This is a genomic window from Halanaerobium saccharolyticum (assembly GCF_003053565.1).
GTDB lineage: Bacteria > Bacillota > Halanaerobiia > Halanaerobiales > Halanaerobiaceae > Halanaerobium > Halanaerobium saccharolyticum_B.
Map to the genome: position 1 here is coordinate 82,965 of NZ_QAXS01000007.1, position 17,348 is coordinate 100,312.

Consider the following 17,348-nt stretch of genomic DNA (forward strand, 5'->3'; position numbering starts at 1 on the left):
ATTCTGTAAATTATCAAAAAAATGTTTTATAATAAATTAAAGGAGGAGATTTGATGTTTAATATATTTAAGAAAAAAGAAGAATATTTAGCTGCACCATTTGCAGGGGAAGTTAGTGAACTGCAGTATGTACCGGATGATGCTTTTGCCCAAAAAATGCTTGGAGATGGATTTGCTATCACCCCTGAAGAAAATGTAGTTAAGTCCCCCTGTGCCGGTGAGATTGTTCAGATTTTTTCTACAGGCCATGCAGTCGGAATTAAAACTAAAAAAGGGCTGGAAGTTCTGGTTCATATTGGAATAGATACTGTTAAATTAGATGGAGAAGGATTTACAAAGCTTGTAGAAAATGGGGATAAGGTTGAAGTTGGGACTCCTTTAATTGAAGTAGATTTAGATTTCATTAAAGAAAATGCTCCTTCGATTTCTACTCCAGTTATTATTACCAACATGGAAAAAGTTAAAAATATGGAAATCTTAAAGAAAGAGAGAGTTAAAGCCGGAACCAAAGTTTTAAAGATAGAACTGGCTTAACTTAATTTTTACAGAAATATATTATAATGCTGGGGGTAGCTGTTTAGATAACAGCTATCCCCTTTTTATCTTTAATTAAATTTGATATAATAAATAAAAGTGTCTTTAATACTAAAATTTAGCTTAAGACAGGATGATTTAATAATGAAATTTAAGAGAATTGTAGTTAAAGTAGGGAGCAGCAGTTTAACCAACAAAAATGGAAAATTGAATTTTACTCAACTTGATGCTTTAAGCAGGCAGCTTGTTGACCTTAAAAATCAGGGAAGAGAAATGCTTCTTGTTAGTTCCGGAGCTGTGGCAGCAGGTATGGGAGAGCTCGGCTATGCTAAAAAACCGGCTTCTATTCCAGAACAGCAGGCCTGTGCAGCTGTTGGACAGGGACTTTTAGTTGGCATTTATAATAAATTTTTCAGGGAATATGGAGCAAAATCTGCTCAAATTTTATTAACTTCAAGTGATTTAGAAAATAGAAACCGCTATTTAAATGCCTTTAATACTTTAAAAACTTTAATTGAACATGATGTAATTCCTGTAATTAATGAAAATGATACAGTAGTTACAAATGAAATTAAAGTAGGAGATAATGATACTCTGGCAGCAAGAGTTGCCGGACTGGTAGAGGCAGATTTATTGATCAATCTTTCTGATGTTGATGGACTTTATAATGGCAATCCAGATGGAAATAGAGATAATGTTAGTCTGATTTCTAAAGTTGAGAATATTACCGCTGAGATAGAAAAAATGGCTGGCGGTAAGGGAAGTGAAGTTGGAACAGGTGGTATGGAAACAAAGATTGAAGCTGCTAAAATCGCAGTAAATTCCGGGGTGCAGATGATTATTGGATCAGGGAAAGAAAAAAACTCACTTCTAAAAATTGTGGAGATGGCAGAAAATAGTCAGTTTGATCTGGGGACTACCTTCCTGACAGCCGAGGAGAGGTTGTCTAAAAGAAAACAGTGGCTTAATTTCAATCTGCCGCCGCTTGGTAAAATTGTAGTTGATCAGGGAGCAGCAGAGGCCTTAGTCAGAAGAGGTAAAAGTTTACTACCTGGTGGCATTATTAAGATTGAAGGAGAATTTAATAGTGGTGATCCGGTAACTATTAGTGATGGAAAACGGGCAATTGGTAAGGGGATTGTTAACTATAATTCTGACGAAATTGAAAAAATTAAAGGCGCTCATTCAAATGAGATTGAACAAATTCTTGGTTATTTTAATAAAAGTGAAGTTATCCATCGAGATAATATGGTTATAGGAGGAGATAAAGATGAGTATTAGAGAAGAATTAATTTCACAGGCAGATGCAGCGAAAAAAGCAGCCAGAAAATTAGCCAAAGCAGGTACAAATGAAAAAAATAAGGCTTTAAATTCTATTGCTGATAAACTGCTGGAAAGACAGGCTGAGATCTTAGAGATTAACGAAAAGGATATGCAGAAAGGCAGAGACAATGATTTAAGTAGAGCCTTACTTGATCGACTTAAGCTTACTGAAGCAAGAATTGAGGGGATGGCTCAGGGTTTAAGAGAAGTTGCCGCTCAGGAAGATCCGATTGGAGAAGTTCCTCAGATGTGGAAAAGACCAAATGGACTTCAGATTGGCAAAATAAGAGTTCCGCTTGGAGTAATCGGTATTATTTATGAAGCCAGGCCTAATGTTACAGTTGATGTAGCAGGTCTCTGTTTAAAATCAGGAAATACAGTGATTCTGCGTGGAGGATCAAATGCTTTTAACTCAAATCAAATTTTAACAAACATCATTCAGGATGGTCTGCAGGAGGCCGGGCTGCCAAAAGAAGCTGTTCAGTTAATCTCTACTACTGACCGTAAGGCAGTAGATATACTCTTTACTCTAAATGATTATTTAGATGTTTTAATCCCGCGCGGTGGAGCCGGTTTGATTCAAAAAGTTGTCAACGAATCAAAGGTGCCTGTAATCGAAACGGGTGTTGGTAACTGTCATGTTTATGTAAATAAAGATGCAGATCTGACGAAAGCTAAAAAAATTGTTTTCAATGCTAAATATTCCAGACCTGCTGTCTGCAATGCTGCCGAAAGTTTACTGGTTGATCAGGAGGTTGCAGAGGAGTTTCTGCCAGAGATGGCCCGGATTTTTGCCGAATGTGATGTCGAATTAAGGGGCTGTGAGCAGACTCAAAAGATTATCCCTAAAGTTAAAGCAGCTACAGAGGAAGACTATGCAACTGAGTTTTTAGATTATATTATGTCTGTTAAAGTTGTAGCAGATTATGAAGAAGCCGTAGAGCATATTTATCAGTATGGAACCAAACATTCGGAGGCTATAGTAACAGAAAATTATACTACTGCCAGAGCATTTTTAGATGATATTGATGCAGCAGCAGTATATGTAAATGCTTCAACCCGTTTTACAGATGGAGGACAGTTTGGACTGGGGGCTGAAACAGGAATCAGTACTCAAAAACTGCATGCCAGAGGACCAATGGGATTAAAAGAATTAACAACTACCAAATATATAATTATGGGTAATGGTCAGATTAGAGAGTAAGCTGGAGGAGGATTTATAAATGAACTTAGCGATTATTGGTCTGGGAAATATGGGAGAGGCAATTTTAAGTGGTATTTTAAATCAGGGCTTAGTTAAGCCCGAAAATATTACAGCCGCAGATAAGAAATTTGCTGATGCGGAATTTGAGCTTCCAGCTGAATTTTCTCAGATAACTATTACTGCTGATAATAAAGCTGCTGCAGCTGAGGCCGATTATATTATTCTGGCAGTTAAACCTCAGATAATTAATTTAGTACTGGAAGATATAAAAAAAGAAGCAGCTTCAAAAGTGATTATTTCAATTGCAGCCGGAGTTAAAACAGAATTACTCGCCCAGTACTTTGGTGCCAGAGCTAAGATAATTAGAGTAATGCCCAATACTCCGGCTTTAGTTGCAGAAGGGATGAGTGCTCTTTATTATACTTCAGCTGTTGAGGCAGATGAGAAAGCCTTTGTTGATAGGATTTTTAATTCGCTGGGAAAAACAGTTGAGGTCAAAGAAGAGGCAATGGATGCAGTAACTGGACTCAGCGGCAGTGGGCCGGCCTTTGTGTATCTTTTTATTGAGGCCCTGTCAGATGCAGGAGTTTTAAAAGGGCTTGATAGTCAGACCGCTCTTAAACTGGCTGCTCAAACGGTTAAAGGTGGAGCCGAAATGGTATTAAGTTCAGATAAACATCCTGCTGAATTAAAAGATATGGTTTGTTCACCGGCAGGAACTACAATTGCCGGGGTAGCCGAGCTGGAAGAGAATGCATTTCGGTCCTCTGTAATTAAAGCTGTTAAAGCGGCAGCCGAGCGTTCAGAGGAGCTGGGAAAGTAAATGGATAAAAGTTATTCAATAATCACTGATTCTTCAGCTGAGACTGAAGAATTTGGTCGGAAACTGGCTCAATTAATTGAAATTCCATCACTTATTCTGCTTAAAGGAGATCTGGGCACCGGTAAAACTTTAATTACTAAAGCCGCTGCTTCAGTCTTTGGTTATCAGGGTGAAGTGACAAGCCCTACTTTTAATCTGGTCCAGGAATATTCTGGAGAAAAAGAGATTATTCATATGGATCTTTATCGTCTGGATAGAACAGAAGAACTTTTAGAAATTGGTTTTGAAGATTATTTAAACAGAGAAGCTGTTATTTTTATTGAATGGCCGGAACTTGCTCTGCCGCTGCTTCCGGCTGATTTTATTTTTATTAATCTAGAAAAAATATCTGCTGAAAAGAGAAAAATAACTGTTCGCGGTGAAGGTGAAAAAAGCAGATTATTAATAGAAAGGTTGAATAAAGAATGTTAACTCTGGCAATAGATAGTTCAACAGATAATCTTGGTCTGGCTCTGATGGAATCAGGTCAGCTTCGAGGAGAATTTAATTTAAGTTTAAAAAGGCAGCACAGCGAAAAATTACTGCCCTTAATGGAAGAAATTTTTGAGCTTTTAGAGATTGAAGCTAAAGACCTGGATGGAGCTGCTGTAGCTACAGGCCCCGGGTCTTTTACCGGTCTCAGAATTGGGATTACAACAGCAAAAATGCTGGGTAGAATTTTTGCTATTCCAGTTAAAGGAATTCCTACTCTTGAAATCATGGCAGCAGGAGCAGCAGGTGCTTATAGATTAGCACTTTTAGATGCCAGAAGAGAGAGAGTCTATTATGCTTTTTATCAGCAGCCAGAAGCTGATTCTGATGATTTCATTAAAGAAATATATCCGCCGGCAGCTGTTAGGATTGCTGAGCTGCCTGAAGTTTTAAATGACTACAGTCAGAAGCAAATAACTATAATTGGGGAAAAAAAATTAGAAGTAGGAAAAGTATTAAAAGCAAGTAATTTTTCGATAAAATATGGTGAACCGGAATCAGATCTGCCTCGAGCTGCAGTTTTAGCAAGGCTGGGCGAAAATTATTTGAAACGGGGTCAAAAAGATGATATTTATCAGCTTAAACCTGCTTATTTAAAAAAGCCCCAGGCTGAAATTAACTGGCAGCAGAAATATGGAAGTAATTAATATGGGAGTGGAAAAATTGAAATATAAAGATAAGTTAAAAAATAAAAATGAAGATATTTATATACTTGCCTTAGAGAGCTCCTGTGATGAAACTGCGGCTGCAGTCAATAAAAATGGACTGGAGGTTATGGCAAATGTTGTTTCTTCACAGGTTGAAATTCATAAAAAGTTTGGGGGAGTGGTGCCGGAAATTGCTTCTCGCAAACACTTAGAACTGCTGCTGCCTGTAATTGACCAGGCATTAGCAGAAGCTGGAATTAAGTTTGAGGATTTAGATGCAGTAGCTGCTACATCCGGTCCGGGACTGGTCGGCGGTCTTTTAGTTACTCTGACTGCTGCTAAGACTATTTCGCTTGCTTTAAATATCCCATTAATCGGGGTCAATCATATTGCCGGTCATATTTATGCTAACTTTATTGCTAATCCTGAGATTAAAAAACCACTTCTCTGTCTCACTATTTCTGGTGGACACACAGATCTTTTATATTTTGAAGATTTGAGGGGGTATCAAATCTTAGGTAGAACCATAGATGATGCAGCCGGAGAGGCGTTTGATAAAATCTCTCGTTTTCTTGGCCTCGGTTATCCTGGTGGTCCGGCAATAGAAAAGGCAGCTCAGACTGGAAATGAAGAGGCTATAGACTTTCCCAGAGCTGATTTAGGTAAAAGTTACAACTTTAGCTTTAGTGGTTTAAAAACCTCTGTGATGAATTATGTTAATAATGAAAAACAGCGGGGAAATGAAATAAATACCAGTGATCTGGCAGCCAGTTTTCAGAAAGCAGTTGTAGACAGCCTGGCTTCTAATTTACTGCAGGCTGTAGAGGAATATAAAGTGGAAAGTGTTGTTTTATCAGGTGGAGTTGCGGCCAATCAAAGATTAAGAAGCTACCTGGAAGAAAAGTTAGAAAAATATAATTTAAAGCTTTATTATCCTCCTCTGGAATTATGTACTGATAATGCAGCGATGATTGGAGCAGTGGCTTATTATCAGTATCTTGAGCGAGATTTTGCTCCTTTAAGTATTAGTGCTGACCCCTCTTTAAAGTTGTAGGTGATGAGATGAAAAGAAGATCTAGAGAAGAAATTTTATTTAAAACTGTAAAGGAAGATAATATTCTGCCGATAACCTCAATCTGCAAATTGAACTGCATCTTCTGCAGTCATAAAAATAATCCTTCAGAGATTGAAACTTACAGCTTTGGCCATCTGGAACTGGATTTAATTAAAACTATGATTGAATTTTTAGATCCAGAGCTGCCGGTTTTCATAGGTGAGTCAGCCAGCAAAATTATCGAGGGAGAACCTTTTGTTCACCCTGAGATTTATCAGATTTTAGAGTATCTGCGCCAGCGGTGGCCCGGTATTGAAATAAAAATAACAACCAGTGCCTCATTTATCAAGCCTGAAAAAATTGATCTATTAAAAAAATTAGAGCCGCTGGAATTAAATATATCCTTAAATGCCCCCGCTCCTGAGGAACGGGTTTTTTTAATGAATGATTCGCAGCCGAAAAATGTATTTAAGTTTATACCTGCACTCAAGCAGAGGCAGCTGAAATTTTCTGCCAGCATTGTTTCGATGCATCATCTACTGGGTTTTGATTATTTAAAAAGAACATTTGACTATCTGGAGGAGTATCCTCCGCTGACTCTGCGTGTTTTTATGGCTGGCTTCAGTCATTATGCAGATTCAGAAATTACTGCTGATGCAGCTGAATATCAGAAGCTGGATCAATTTATTAAAAAAATCAAAAATAACTATTCATATCCAATTATTATTGAGCCTCAGCTGCTAAATAATTTTAAGGCTCAGATCAATGAAATTATAAAAAATTCACCGGCGGCAAAAGCGGATTTAAGAGCTGGTGATATTATAACAAAAGTAGATCAGAAAGCTGTTAAAAGCAGAGTTGATGCTTTTTATCAGATCAAAAAAGCCAGAAATCCAGCAGTCGAAATTCAGCGAGCAGATGAAAATAAGAAAATAATTATTAAAAAGAAGAAAAATGAAGTTTCCGGACTAATAATGTCCTATGATTTGAGTCGAGATGTAAAAAATACTCTAGAAGCCCATGCTGCTGAAAGTTTGAAAAACAAAAATGAAATTACAGTAATTATGGCTTCAGAAGCAGGATATGATCTTTTAGCTGATTTGCTTAAAGATTATTTGGTTAACAGTGACCGCTTAAAACTATTGAAAGTAAAAAATAAATTTTTTGGAGGCTCAATTATTGCAGCAGGACTTTTAACTAATTATGATTTAGAAAGAAGTCTTGAAACTATAAATGGAAAAATCACAAAAATCGTTCTACCAGAAATTATATATGACTACTATGGCAATGATTTAACCGGTGGGCACTATACTATACTGGAAGAAAAATTCGGGGCAGAACTTGTTTTGATTTAAGCTGCAAAATATAAAATATTAAGACATTCTTATAAAGTTATTGTTAATCAGAGAATAAGAACTATAACCTCATTTAATCGACTCTAAGGACCTCTAAACTACAATTATGAGAAAATGGAGAATTTGATTTTCCCAACTGTCTTAGATATTATATTTACAGTGCTTGTTAGCACTCGTCTTAAATGAGTGCTAATCATTATAAAGGAATATAATATTAGAAGGGGGTTATTTTTTAATGAGTATTAAACCACTAGATAACAGAGTTGTAGTAAAATATGTAGAAAAAAATGAAGGTGAAGAAAAAACTAAGGGAGGAATTGTTCTTCCTGATACAGCAAAAAAAGACGAAAAACCACAGCAGGCTGAAATTATTGCTGTAGGTAGAAATATTGCTCCAGAAGGCGGAGAAGCAGAAGTAGCTGTAGGAGATACAGTAGTCTTTGACAAATATGCTGGAACCAAAGTAGAAATTGATTCTGAAGAACTTATTATTTTATCAATTGATGATGTTTTAGCAGTAATTGACTAAATAAGATAGAATCAATATAAATTAATTTACTTTGATTTTTAAAAGTTAACTTCTATTTTACAGTTCTTACTTATTTTTAATAAAAATAACTCAGTTTAATTATACAGGAGGGATTTAGATGCCAAAACAGTTAAAATTCGGCGAAGATGCACGCCGCAAGTTAGAAACAGGAGTTTCTCGTTTAGCAAATGCAGTCAAAGTAACACTCGGACCAAAAGGACGTAATGTACTTTTAGAAAAGAGCTTTGGCTCTCCTACTATCACTAATGATGGTGTTAGTATTGCCAAGGAAATAGAACTCAAAGATCGCTACGAAAATATGGGCGCCCAGGCAGTTAAAGAGGTAGCAACTAAAACTAATGATGTTGCCGGTGATGGTACAACAACTGCAACAGTATTAGCAGAAGCTATGTTAAAAGAAGGATTTAAAAATGTAGCTGCTGGTGCAAATCCAATGCTGATCAAAAGAGGTATTCAAAAAGCAGTAGAAAAATTAACTGATGAAATTGCTTCAGTTGCCAGACCAGTAGAAGGAAAAGAAGCTGTATCACAGATTGCTTCAATTTCTGCCGGTAATGATGACGAAATTGGTAACTTAATTGCAGAAGCAATGGAAAAAGTAGGTCAGGACGGAGTTATCTCTGTTGAAGAATCCAAGAGTATGGGAACTTCCTTAGATGTTGTAGAAGGTATGCAGTTTGATCGCGGATATCTATCTCCATACATGGTAACTGATACTGATACAATGGAAGCATCTTTAGAAGATCCATATATCTTAATTACTGATAAAAAGATTTCAAGTATTCAGGATATTTTACCTTTATTAGAGCAGGTTGCTCAGTCAGGTAAAAGCTTAATGATTATTTCTGAAGAAGTTGAGGGTGAAGCATTAGCTACTCTAGTAGTAAATAAAATTCGGGGAACCTTTAACTGTGTAGCTGTTAAAGCACCTGGATTTGGTGACCGCCGCAAAGCAATGTTAGAAGATATTGCCGTTCTAACAGGTGGTACTCTAATTACTGAAGATCTTGGCTTAAAGCTTGAAAATGCAAGCATTAATGATCTTGGTCAGGCACATAAAGTAACAATTACTAAAGATGATACAACTATCGTTGAAGGTAATGGAGATAAAGAAAAAATTCAGGACAGAATTTCTCAATTAAGAAAGCAGATTGAGACAACAACTTCTGATTTTGATAGAGAAAAATTACAGGAAAGATTAGCAAAATTAGCCGGTGGTGTTGCAGTAATTCAGGTTGGTGCAGCAACAGAAACCGAGCTAAAAGAAAAGCAGCACAGAATTGAGGATGCATTATCTGCTACCAGAGCAGCTGTAGAAGAAGGTTTAGTTGCTGGTGGAGGTACAACCTACCTCAAGGTAATGGCTTCTCTTGACAGCTTAAACTTAGAAGGAGACGAAGGTACTGGAGTTGATATTGTACGTAAAGCTCTAGAAGCTCCAATCAAGCAGATTGCTAATAATGCAGGTCACGAAGGATCTGTAGTTGTAGAAAGAGTTAAGGAAAAGGATGAAGGAATCGGTTTTGACGCTATGAAAGGCGAATATGTTAATATGATTCAGGCTGGTATCATTGATCCAGCTAAAGTAACCCGCTCTGCTCTACAAAATGCAGCTAGTGCTGCTTCCATGCTCTTAACCACTGAATGTCTAGTTGCTGATAACAGTGACGATGACGATGATGGAAATGGTGGCGGAATGCCTGGTGGCATGCCCGGAGGAATGGGCGGCATGGGCGGAATGGGTGGAATGGGCGGTATGATGTAAGCCCGATAACCACTCAGCACTATAGTTTTTAATCTTAATGATGCATCTCTCTGCTCAGGGAGGTGCATCTTTTTTAATTTATTTTTAATCAAATTTTCTTCTTATAAAAAAGGATTTTTTTAATTAATAGAGAATAAATATTATAAGAGAAAACTATTTAGCTATGAAAGTTTAAATTAAAGTTTTATTTTAATAATATCTGCTGTAATAAAATAATATCTATTCATAATAATACTGCTGTTAAAATATCCAGTTAAAATACTTTATTTTAAATTTTCATAATTTTTTGCGAAAAGTAAAGGTTTATTTTGCAAAAAATAGAAATAAAATACAGGTGGTGATATATAAAAAAAAGACAGATAAATATAACTTACAAAAAAGCTCTGTAGGATAAGGTGATAATATGATAAAAAATTTCTTAGTCTATGTATTATCTGATTCAGTGGGAGATACTGCAGAACAGGTTGCTCGGGCTTCTGCAGAACAGTATAAAGACTCGGATTATGAAATAAAAAAATATCCCTATGTAGAAAGTAAAACAAAAATTGATAATATTATAGAAGGTTTAAATTCCGAAAATTCAATTTTTGTCTATACTATTGTCAATAAGGAAATATCCGAATACCTTCGCCAGAAATGCGAAGAAATAGGAGTCCCTTATATTGATGTTATGGCCCCCTGTTTAGATACATTTACTGATTTTTTAGGACAGGAGCCTGTAAGGGAATCTGGTGTTATTCGTAAACTAGATGAAGACTACTTTAAAAGGGTTGAAGCAGTGGAGTTTGCTGTTAAATATGATGACGGCAAGGATCCCCGTGGTATTTTGAAAGCAGATATTGTCTTGATTGGTGTTTCACGATCTTCGAAAACTCCATTAAGTATGTATCTTGCTCATAAAAATTACAAAGTAGTTAATATTCCACTGGTTAAAGGATCAAAAGTACCAGATGAATTATTTGAAGTTCCACGCAGAAAAATAATTGGCCTGATGATTGACCCTTCAGATTTAATAGAAATAAGAAGGGAAAGAATCAGAGTTTTAGGGCTTGATAATAGTGTTGATTATGTATCAATAGAAAAGATATATGAGGAACTGGAATATGCCGAAAGAATAATGAGAAAAGTTGGCTGTCCAGTAATTGATATGACTAAAAAAGCTGTCGAAGAAGCGGCAAATTTAGTCATTGATATCATAAATGATCTTAACTAACAAAAGGAGGGGTTTTGTTGAAGAAATATGTATATGACTTTGAAGAAGGAAAAAAAGAAATGAAGTCACTGTTAGGTGGTAAGGGAGCCAATCTTGCTGAAATGAGCAAAATTGGATTACCTGTGCCCCCTGGATTTACAATCACTACAGAAGCCTGTATTCACTATATTGAGATTGGTGAAAAACTAGAAGATAGTTTAAAAGAAAGTATTTTTAAACATTTAGAGAATTTAGAAAAGAAAATAGGCAAAGATTTTGGTGATGTAGATGATCCTCTCTTAGTATCTGTTAGATCTGGTGCTGTAATTTCAATGCCTGGTATGATGGACACTATTTTGAATCTTGGTCTAAATGATAAAAGTGTTGAAGGTCTTGCTAAAAAGACTTCCAATCCGCGTTTTGCCTATGACAGCTATAGACGTCTAATTCAGATGTTTGGTAATGTTGTACTTGGAATCCCAGGCTATGAATTTGATAATTATTTAGAAAGAAAAAAAGAGAAGAAAAACTATGATAATGATACTGATTTAACTGTTGACGATCTTAAAGATATAATCAAAGATTTTAAAGCTTTGATTAAAAATAGAAAAGACATAGAATTTCCACAAAAACCAGAAGAACAACTATTGATGGCTGTAAAAGCTGTATTTAGTTCCTGGGATAATAATCGAGCTATTTCTTACAGAAATCACAATGATATTCCACATGACTTAGGTACTGCAGTAAATGTTCAGACTATGGTTTTTGGTAACATAGGTGAAAATTCTGGTACAGGTGTTGCCTTTACCCGCAATCCTGCTACTGGTGAAAACAAGGTTTTTGGTGAGTTCTTACTCAATGCTCAGGGTGAAGATGTTGTTGCTGGTATTAGAACTCCAAAAGATATCAGTGAATTAAATAATTTAATGCCTGAGGTTTACGATGAGTTTATAGAAGTAACTGAAACCTTAGAGCAGCACTATCATGATATGCAGGATATTGAGTTTACTATTCAGGAAGGAGATCTCTTCTTACTGCAGACCAGAACTGGAAAAAGAACTGCAGATGCAGCTGTAAATATTGCTGTTGATATGGAAGAAGAGGGCTTAATTGATAAAGAAACTGCTGTTATGCGAATCGATCCTGAAGATATCAGTCAATTATTACACCCTAACTTCAAAGAAGAAGAATTAGAAAAGGCTGATCTGCTGGCGAAGGGTCTAGCAGCTTCTCCTGGAGCAGCTACAGGTAAAGTTTACTTCAACTCAGAAGATGCAGTTGAAGCTGCTGCTGATGGTGAAGATGTAATTTTAGTTCGTAAAGAAACTTCACCTGAAGATATTGAAGGTATGGTTAAGGCTAATGGTATTTTAACTTCCCGTGGTGGTATGACCTCACACGCTGCTGTTGTAGCCCGTGGAATGGGTAAATGCTGTGTTGCCGGTGCTGGAGATATCCAGGTTGACGAAGGCTCCCGACAGTTTTTTGTTGATGATCGCGTCTTTAATGAAGGAGATTATATTTCTTTAAATGGTAGTACTGGTGAGGTTTACGCTGGTGTTGTAGAAACTACAGATGCTAATTTAACAGATAACTTTAGAATGCTGATGGAATGGTCAGATGAATATCGTAAGATGGGAGTTTATACTAACGCTGATACACCGCATGATGCTGAAGTTGCAGTTGACTTTGGAGCAGAAGGTATCGGTCTCTGTCGTACAGAGCATATGTTCTTTGATAGTGAAAGAATTATTTCTGTTAGAGAAATGATTGTAGCTGACAGCAAGAAAAAACGTAAAAAAGCTTTAGATAAATTATTCCCCTATCAGAAAGATGACTTTAAAGGAATCTTTAAAGTTATGCAGGATAAAACTGTAACAGTAAGACTTCTGGATCCACCTTTACACGAATTCCTGCCTCAAAATGACAGAGATATTAAAAACCTTGCTGATCAGCTTAGTATACCAGTTGATGAGTTAAAAAGAATAATTAGTGAATTAGAAGAAATGAACCCAATGCTTGGACACCGAGGCTGCCGTCTGGGTATTACCTATCCTGAAATTTATAAGATGCAGGTTAAGGCAATTATTTCTGCAGCTATAGAAGTTAAAGAAGAAGAGGGTTATGATGTCAAAGCTGATATTATGATTCCCCTTATTGGTACAGCAAAAGAGTTAGAAATCCTAAGAGAGGATGCTGTAGAAGTTGCAGAAGAGCTTCTGGAAAATTCAAGTGTTAAAGTAAATTATAGTGTTGGTACAATGATTGAGATTCCTAGAGCTGCTTTAACTGCAGATAAAGTTGCAGCTCATGCTGATTTCTTCTCCTTTGGTACCAATGATTTAACTCAGATGACTTACGGTTTCTCTCGTGATGATGCTGGTAAGTTTATCACTAAGTATTTAGATCAGGAGATATTTGCTAAAGATCCCTTCCAGGTCTTAGACCAGGAGGGCGTAGGTCAGTTAGTTGAAACTGCAGCAGAGCTTGGACGCAAAGCAAAACCAGATCTAAAATTAGGAATTTGTGGTGAGCACGGTGGAGAACCTTCTTCTATCGAATTCTGCCATAGAACTGGACTCAATTATGTTTCCTGTTCACCATATCGAGTACCAATTGCTCGTCTGGCTGCAGCTCAGGCCGCATTAAAAAATGATTAACAGCTAATATCTTATCTTATAATTTTTAAAGAAAGATATGAGATGAGAAATACTCCCTTCTGTTGAGTTTCTTTAACAGGAGGGAGTTTTAATATTTGAATTTAAAAAATATTTATCTAAGCGACTTATTCCTTGACAAAGGCCTTAAATCCACTGTATACTTTAGTAAATAAAAGCGGAAGGGGAATTAGATGGATTACGATAAGATATTGATTCTTGATTTTGGCGGCCAGTACAGTCAGCTGATTGCAAGAAGAGTAAGAGAATTTAATGTATATTCTGTAATTAGAGGGCATAATATTGAGCTGGAAGAAATCAAAAAAATTGATCCGGCAGCTATAATTTTTTCAGGTGGACCTGATAGTGTAACAGCACCTGGTGCTCCAGGGGTAGATCAGGGTGTATTTGAACTCGGGATTCCAATTTTAGGTATTTGTTATGGAATGCAGTTGATGGCACAGCTTTTAGAAGGCGGTCATGTAGAAAAAGCTGAACATGGTGAATATGGTAAGGCAGATTTAGAAATTTATACTGATAAAAAACTGTTTAAAGAATTAGAAAACCATTCTCAGGTCTGGATGAGTCACGGTGATCATGTCAAAGAAGTACCGACAGGTTTCGAAATCATTGCTAGAACTGAATTAACAGCTACAGCAGCAATGGCTGACTTTGAGAGAAATTTTTATGGAGTTCAGTTTCATCCAGAAGTTAATCATACAATTCAGGGAAAAACTATACTTCATAATTTTTTATTTAGAATTGTAGATGTCAGAGCGAACTGGAATATGGCAGATTATATTAATGAGGAAGTAGAAAGAATTAGAAAACAGGTTGGTAAGGGCAAGGTGATCTGTGGTCTGTCTGGTGGGGTTGATTCTGCAGTTGCTTCTGCTATTGTACATAAAGCCATTGGAGACCAGTTGACCTGTATTTTCGTTGATCACGGGCTGCTCCGTAAAGGTGAAGCTGAGCAGGTAAAAAGAACCTTTGGGGAAGAGTTTAATATCCCTCTGGTTTATGTCGATGCTAAAAAAAGATTTTTAGATAGACTGGCAGGAGTCAAAGATCCTGAGCGAAAAAGGAAAATTATCGGTGATGAGTTTATCCAGGTTTTTGACGAAGAAGCAGAAAAATTAGAAGATGTCCGCTACTTAGTTCAGGGTACAATTTACTCTGATGTTATAGAAAGTGGAGGCACTGATAAAGCGGCTACTATCAAAAGTCATCACAATGTTGGGGGACTGCCTGAGGAGATGAATCTTGATCTGGTTGAGCCTCTACACTTCCTTTTTAAAGATGAAGTTAGAAAAATTGGAGAGGTGCTGGGTTTACCAGAAGAAATTGTCTGGAGACAGCCTTTTCCTGGTCCGGGACTTGCAATCAGAATAATTGGTGATGTCGACTGGGATAAACTGGAGATTTTAAGAAATGCTGATGCTATAGTCCAGGAAGAAATCAAAGAAGCCGGTCTTTATCGAGATATCTGGCAGTCATTTGCAGTTTTACCTGACTTAAGAAGTGTGGGAGTCATGGGAGATGAGAGAACTTATGGTTATCCGATCATTTTAAGAGCAGTAAATAGTGATGATGCGATGACAGCTGACTGGGCTCGTCTGCCCTATGAGGTGCTGCAGTCAATTTCGAATAGAATAGTTAATCAGGTGGAAGAAGTTAACAGAGTAGTTTTTGATATTACTTCAAAACCACCTGGTACAATAGAATGGGAGTAAGATCCATATTCAGAAGAGAGGTGTAAACTTTGTCCAGAAATATAAAGGATAAATTTACTGAGCAGCTATTTGAAGCAATTTTGATGCTTGAAAGCAAAGAAGAATGCTATAATTTCTTTCAGGATATAGCTACTATTGGAGAGATAAAGGCTTTAGGTCAGAGGTTGGAAGTAGCCAGAATGCTTAAAGAAGGTTATACATATGATCATATAGTGGCTGAGACAGGTGTAAGCACAGCAACAATTAGTCGAGTTAAACGCTCCCTGGAATATGGGGAGGACGGCTATAATCTGATTCTAGCCCGTCTGGAAGAAAAAGAAGAAGCAGAATAATTTTCTAAAAAATATTCAATAAAATATTTTTTAATAATCGACCTGAATGATTGGGTCGATTTTTTTTGTGCTACTAAAAAAGATTTAAAATAATTTAAATAAAATGCAGGAATCTGAGCTTCAGTCTAGAAACTATAGTATTGGTTTGTCTAAAAAATAATATTTAGACTTTATTTTAAAAACCTGGAGGTTTAATAATTAATGAGTAAAAGAGATTATGATGTAATCATCATTGGAGCTGGACCGACTGGAATATTTACTGCGATGGAATTTGTGAAAAAAGAAGCAGAACTAGATATTCTAATTTTAGAAAAGGGTACTGATCTAGAAAAAAGGGTCTGCCCCATGAAGGAAAATCCTGGTATAGGCTGTGTTAACTGTCCGAGCTGTGCTATAGTTTCAGGCTGGGGAGGCGCCGGAGCCTATAGTGATGGTAAACTTTCTCTATCTCCTGACATTGGTGGGAATTTAGAAAATTACATAGGAAGACAGGAACTAATTGATAATATTGCTTATGCAGATGATATTTATATGGAATTTGGAGCACCTGATCGTATTTTTGGAGTGGCTGAAGACAAGCAGGATGAAATTAGAAAGAAGGCTGTTCGAGCTGAGCTCAATTTTATTCCTGCCAGTTTGCGCCACTTAGGAACAGGATACAGTCAGGTTGTTCTGCAGAATATGCAGGACTATTTAGAAGAAAAGGGAGTAGAAATCAGATTTGGTGTTAATGTTAAGAAGTTTATAGTCGAAGCAGATCAGATTAAAGCTGTAAAGACTGAAGCAGGAGAAAAAATCACAGCTGATTTTGTAATGGCTGCTGCAGGCAGGGAAAATGCAGAGTGGTTAACTAATGAGGCTAAAAAACTTGATATTAGGACAGCAATTAATCCGGTTGATATTGGAGTTCGAGTTGAATGTCCGGCTGCAGTAACTGAATATATGACTGATAATCTATATGAATCTAAATTGATATATCATACCCCAACTTTTGAAGATAAGGTGAGAACTTTCTGTATGTCTCCCTATGGTGAGGTTGTTAGTGAGAACAACCAGGGTTTAATCACAGTCAACGGCCACAGTCATTCTGATATAAAAACTCATAATACTAACTTTGCTCTTTTGGTAAGCAAAACTTTTACAGAGCCCTTCCATGAGCCAATTAAATATGGTAAGAGTATTGCTAAACTTGCTAATATGCTTGCTGGTGGTGTTCTTGTCCAGAGACTGGGTGACCTGCTCGAAGGTAGAAGAACCACTGAAGAAAGATTAAAGCGCTCTGTGACAGAACCGACTTTAAAAGATGCAACTCCCGGGGACTTGTCTCTGGTTCTGCCCCACAGACACCTGACAGGTATTATTGAAATGTTAAAAGCTCTTGATAAAATTACTCCAGGGATTTACGGACGTGATACTCTGCTTTATGGAGTAGAAGTTAAATTTTATTCTTCCAGACTGGAAGTTAACGAAAATCTGGAAAGTAAGGTTAAAAATTTATTCTTTGGTGGAGATGGAGCAGGAATAACAAGAGGATTGATGCAGGCTTCTGTTTCTGGACTTGTAATAGCTCGCTCGATCATGAATAAGTTAGAAAAAGACAATTAAATAGCGAAAACTTTTATAGTGATCGAATAATAAAAATTAAGGCA

The 17,348-nt window shown here is 36.7% G+C and carries 15 protein-coding genes; all 15 read left to right on the forward strand.

All coding sequences use genetic code 11. The features are described from left to right. Window positions 1-53: 53 nt before the first annotated feature. Window positions 54-533 carry a PTS sugar transporter subunit IIA gene (locus C8C76_RS04630; protein WP_108139088.1) on the forward strand — a complete coding sequence of 160 codons (480 nt, stop codon included), beginning with the start codon at window positions 54-56 and terminating at the stop codon, window positions 531-533. A 144-nt stretch (window positions 534-677) separates the two neighbouring features. Continuing rightward, a complete protein-coding gene (gene proB, locus C8C76_RS04635; protein WP_108139090.1) occupies window positions 678-1,814 on the forward strand; it encodes a glutamate 5-kinase in 1,137 nt (378 codons plus the stop codon). Further along, window positions 1,804-3,060, forward strand: a complete 1,257-nt coding sequence (locus tag C8C76_RS04640; protein ID WP_108139092.1) for a glutamate-5-semialdehyde dehydrogenase — start codon at window positions 1,804-1,806, stop codon at window positions 3,058-3,060. The genes proB and C8C76_RS04640 overlap by 11 nt, the downstream gene beginning before the upstream one ends. A gap of 19 nt (window positions 3,061-3,079) precedes the next feature. Continuing rightward, window positions 3,080-3,883 (forward strand): pyrroline-5-carboxylate reductase, encoded by an 804-nt coding sequence (gene proC / locus C8C76_RS04645; RefSeq protein ID WP_108139094.1) that lies wholly within the window; start codon window positions 3,080-3,082, stop codon window positions 3,881-3,883. Next, complete coding sequence (gene tsaE / locus C8C76_RS04650) at window positions 3,884-4,354, forward strand: tRNA (adenosine(37)-N6)-threonylcarbamoyltransferase complex ATPase subunit type 1 TsaE (protein ID WP_108139096.1); 471 nt, start codon at window positions 3,884-3,886, stop codon at window positions 4,352-4,354. Continuing rightward, window positions 4,348-5,061 (forward strand): tRNA (adenosine(37)-N6)-threonylcarbamoyltransferase complex dimerization subunit type 1 TsaB, encoded by a 714-nt coding sequence (tsaB, locus tag C8C76_RS04655; RefSeq protein ID WP_108139098.1) that lies wholly within the window; start codon window positions 4,348-4,350, stop codon window positions 5,059-5,061. Before tsaE ends, tsaB begins: the two co-directional genes overlap by 7 nt. A 16-nt stretch (window positions 5,062-5,077) precedes the next feature. Then, a complete protein-coding gene (gene tsaD, locus C8C76_RS04660) occupies window positions 5,078-6,115 on the forward strand; it encodes a tRNA (adenosine(37)-N6)-threonylcarbamoyltransferase complex transferase subunit TsaD (protein ID WP_258222418.1) in 1,038 nt (345 codons plus the stop codon). A gap of 8 nt (window positions 6,116-6,123) precedes the next feature. Continuing rightward, a complete protein-coding gene (locus C8C76_RS04665; RefSeq protein WP_108139099.1) occupies window positions 6,124-7,470 on the forward strand; it encodes a DUF512 domain-containing protein in 1,347 nt (448 codons plus the stop codon). A 235-nt stretch (window positions 7,471-7,705) separates the two neighbouring features. Then, a complete protein-coding gene (locus tag C8C76_RS04670) occupies window positions 7,706-7,999 on the forward strand; it encodes a co-chaperone GroES (RefSeq protein ID WP_108139101.1) in 294 nt (97 codons plus the stop codon). A gap of 118 nt (window positions 8,000-8,117) precedes the next feature. Then, entirely contained in the window at window positions 8,118-9,785 is a 1,668-nt protein-coding gene (gene groL / locus C8C76_RS04675) for a chaperonin GroEL (RefSeq protein WP_108139103.1), read from the forward strand. A 403-nt stretch (window positions 9,786-10,188) separates the two neighbouring features. Then, on the forward strand, window positions 10,189-10,998 hold the full coding sequence (locus C8C76_RS04680) for a pyruvate, water dikinase regulatory protein (RefSeq protein ID WP_108139105.1): 810 nt from the start codon (window positions 10,189-10,191) through the stop codon (window positions 10,996-10,998). Window positions 10,999-11,012: 14 nt separating this feature from the next. Then, a complete protein-coding gene (gene ppdK / locus C8C76_RS04685; RefSeq protein ID WP_181248146.1) occupies window positions 11,013-13,637 on the forward strand; it encodes a pyruvate, phosphate dikinase in 2,625 nt (874 codons plus the stop codon). 191 nt (window positions 13,638-13,828) lie between these two features. After that, the gene (gene guaA / locus C8C76_RS04690) at window positions 13,829-15,367 is read left to right on the forward strand and encodes a glutamine-hydrolyzing GMP synthase (RefSeq protein ID WP_108139109.1); all 1,539 of its coding nucleotides are present in this window, start codon (window positions 13,829-13,831) and stop codon (window positions 15,365-15,367) included. A 29-nt stretch (window positions 15,368-15,396) separates the two neighbouring features. Then, entirely contained in the window at window positions 15,397-15,699 is a 303-nt protein-coding gene (locus tag C8C76_RS04695) for a YerC/YecD family TrpR-related protein (protein WP_108139111.1), read from the forward strand. Between the two features lie 201 nt (window positions 15,700-15,900). Beyond that, window positions 15,901-17,304, forward strand: coding sequence for an NAD(P)/FAD-dependent oxidoreductase (locus C8C76_RS04700; protein WP_108139113.1), 1,404 nt, complete (start codon window positions 15,901-15,903; stop codon window positions 17,302-17,304). Window positions 17,305-17,348 lie beyond the last annotated feature (44 nt).

Bases quoted from the DNA above. Each gene is read 5' to 3' on its own strand.
- C8C76_RS04630 (WP_108139088.1), top strand. From the start codon at position 54: ATGTTTAATATATTTAAGAAAAAAGAAGAATATTTAGCTGCACCATTT.
- proB (WP_108139090.1), top strand. From the start codon at position 678: ATGAAATTTAAGAGAATTGTAGTTAAAGTAGGGAGCAGCAGTTTAACC.
- C8C76_RS04640 (WP_108139092.1), top strand. From the start codon at position 1,804: ATGAGTATTAGAGAAGAATTAATTTCACAGGCAGATGCAGCGAAAAAA.
- proC (WP_108139094.1), top strand. From the start codon at position 3,080: ATGAACTTAGCGATTATTGGTCTGGGAAATATGGGAGAGGCAATTTTA.
- tsaE (WP_108139096.1), top strand. From the start codon at position 3,884: ATGGATAAAAGTTATTCAATAATCACTGATTCTTCAGCTGAGACTGAA.
- tsaB (WP_108139098.1), top strand. From the start codon at position 4,348: ATGTTAACTCTGGCAATAGATAGTTCAACAGATAATCTTGGTCTGGCT.
- C8C76_RS04665 (WP_108139099.1), top strand. From the start codon at position 6,124: ATGAAAAGAAGATCTAGAGAAGAAATTTTATTTAAAACTGTAAAGGAA.
- C8C76_RS04670 (WP_108139101.1), top strand. From the start codon at position 7,706: ATGAGTATTAAACCACTAGATAACAGAGTTGTAGTAAAATATGTAGAA.
- groL (WP_108139103.1), top strand. From the start codon at position 8,118: ATGCCAAAACAGTTAAAATTCGGCGAAGATGCACGCCGCAAGTTAGAA.
- C8C76_RS04680 (WP_108139105.1), top strand. From the start codon at position 10,189: ATGATAAAAAATTTCTTAGTCTATGTATTATCTGATTCAGTGGGAGAT.
- guaA (WP_108139109.1), top strand. From the start codon at position 13,829: ATGGATTACGATAAGATATTGATTCTTGATTTTGGCGGCCAGTACAGT.
- C8C76_RS04700 (WP_108139113.1), top strand. From the start codon at position 15,901: ATGAGTAAAAGAGATTATGATGTAATCATCATTGGAGCTGGACCGACT.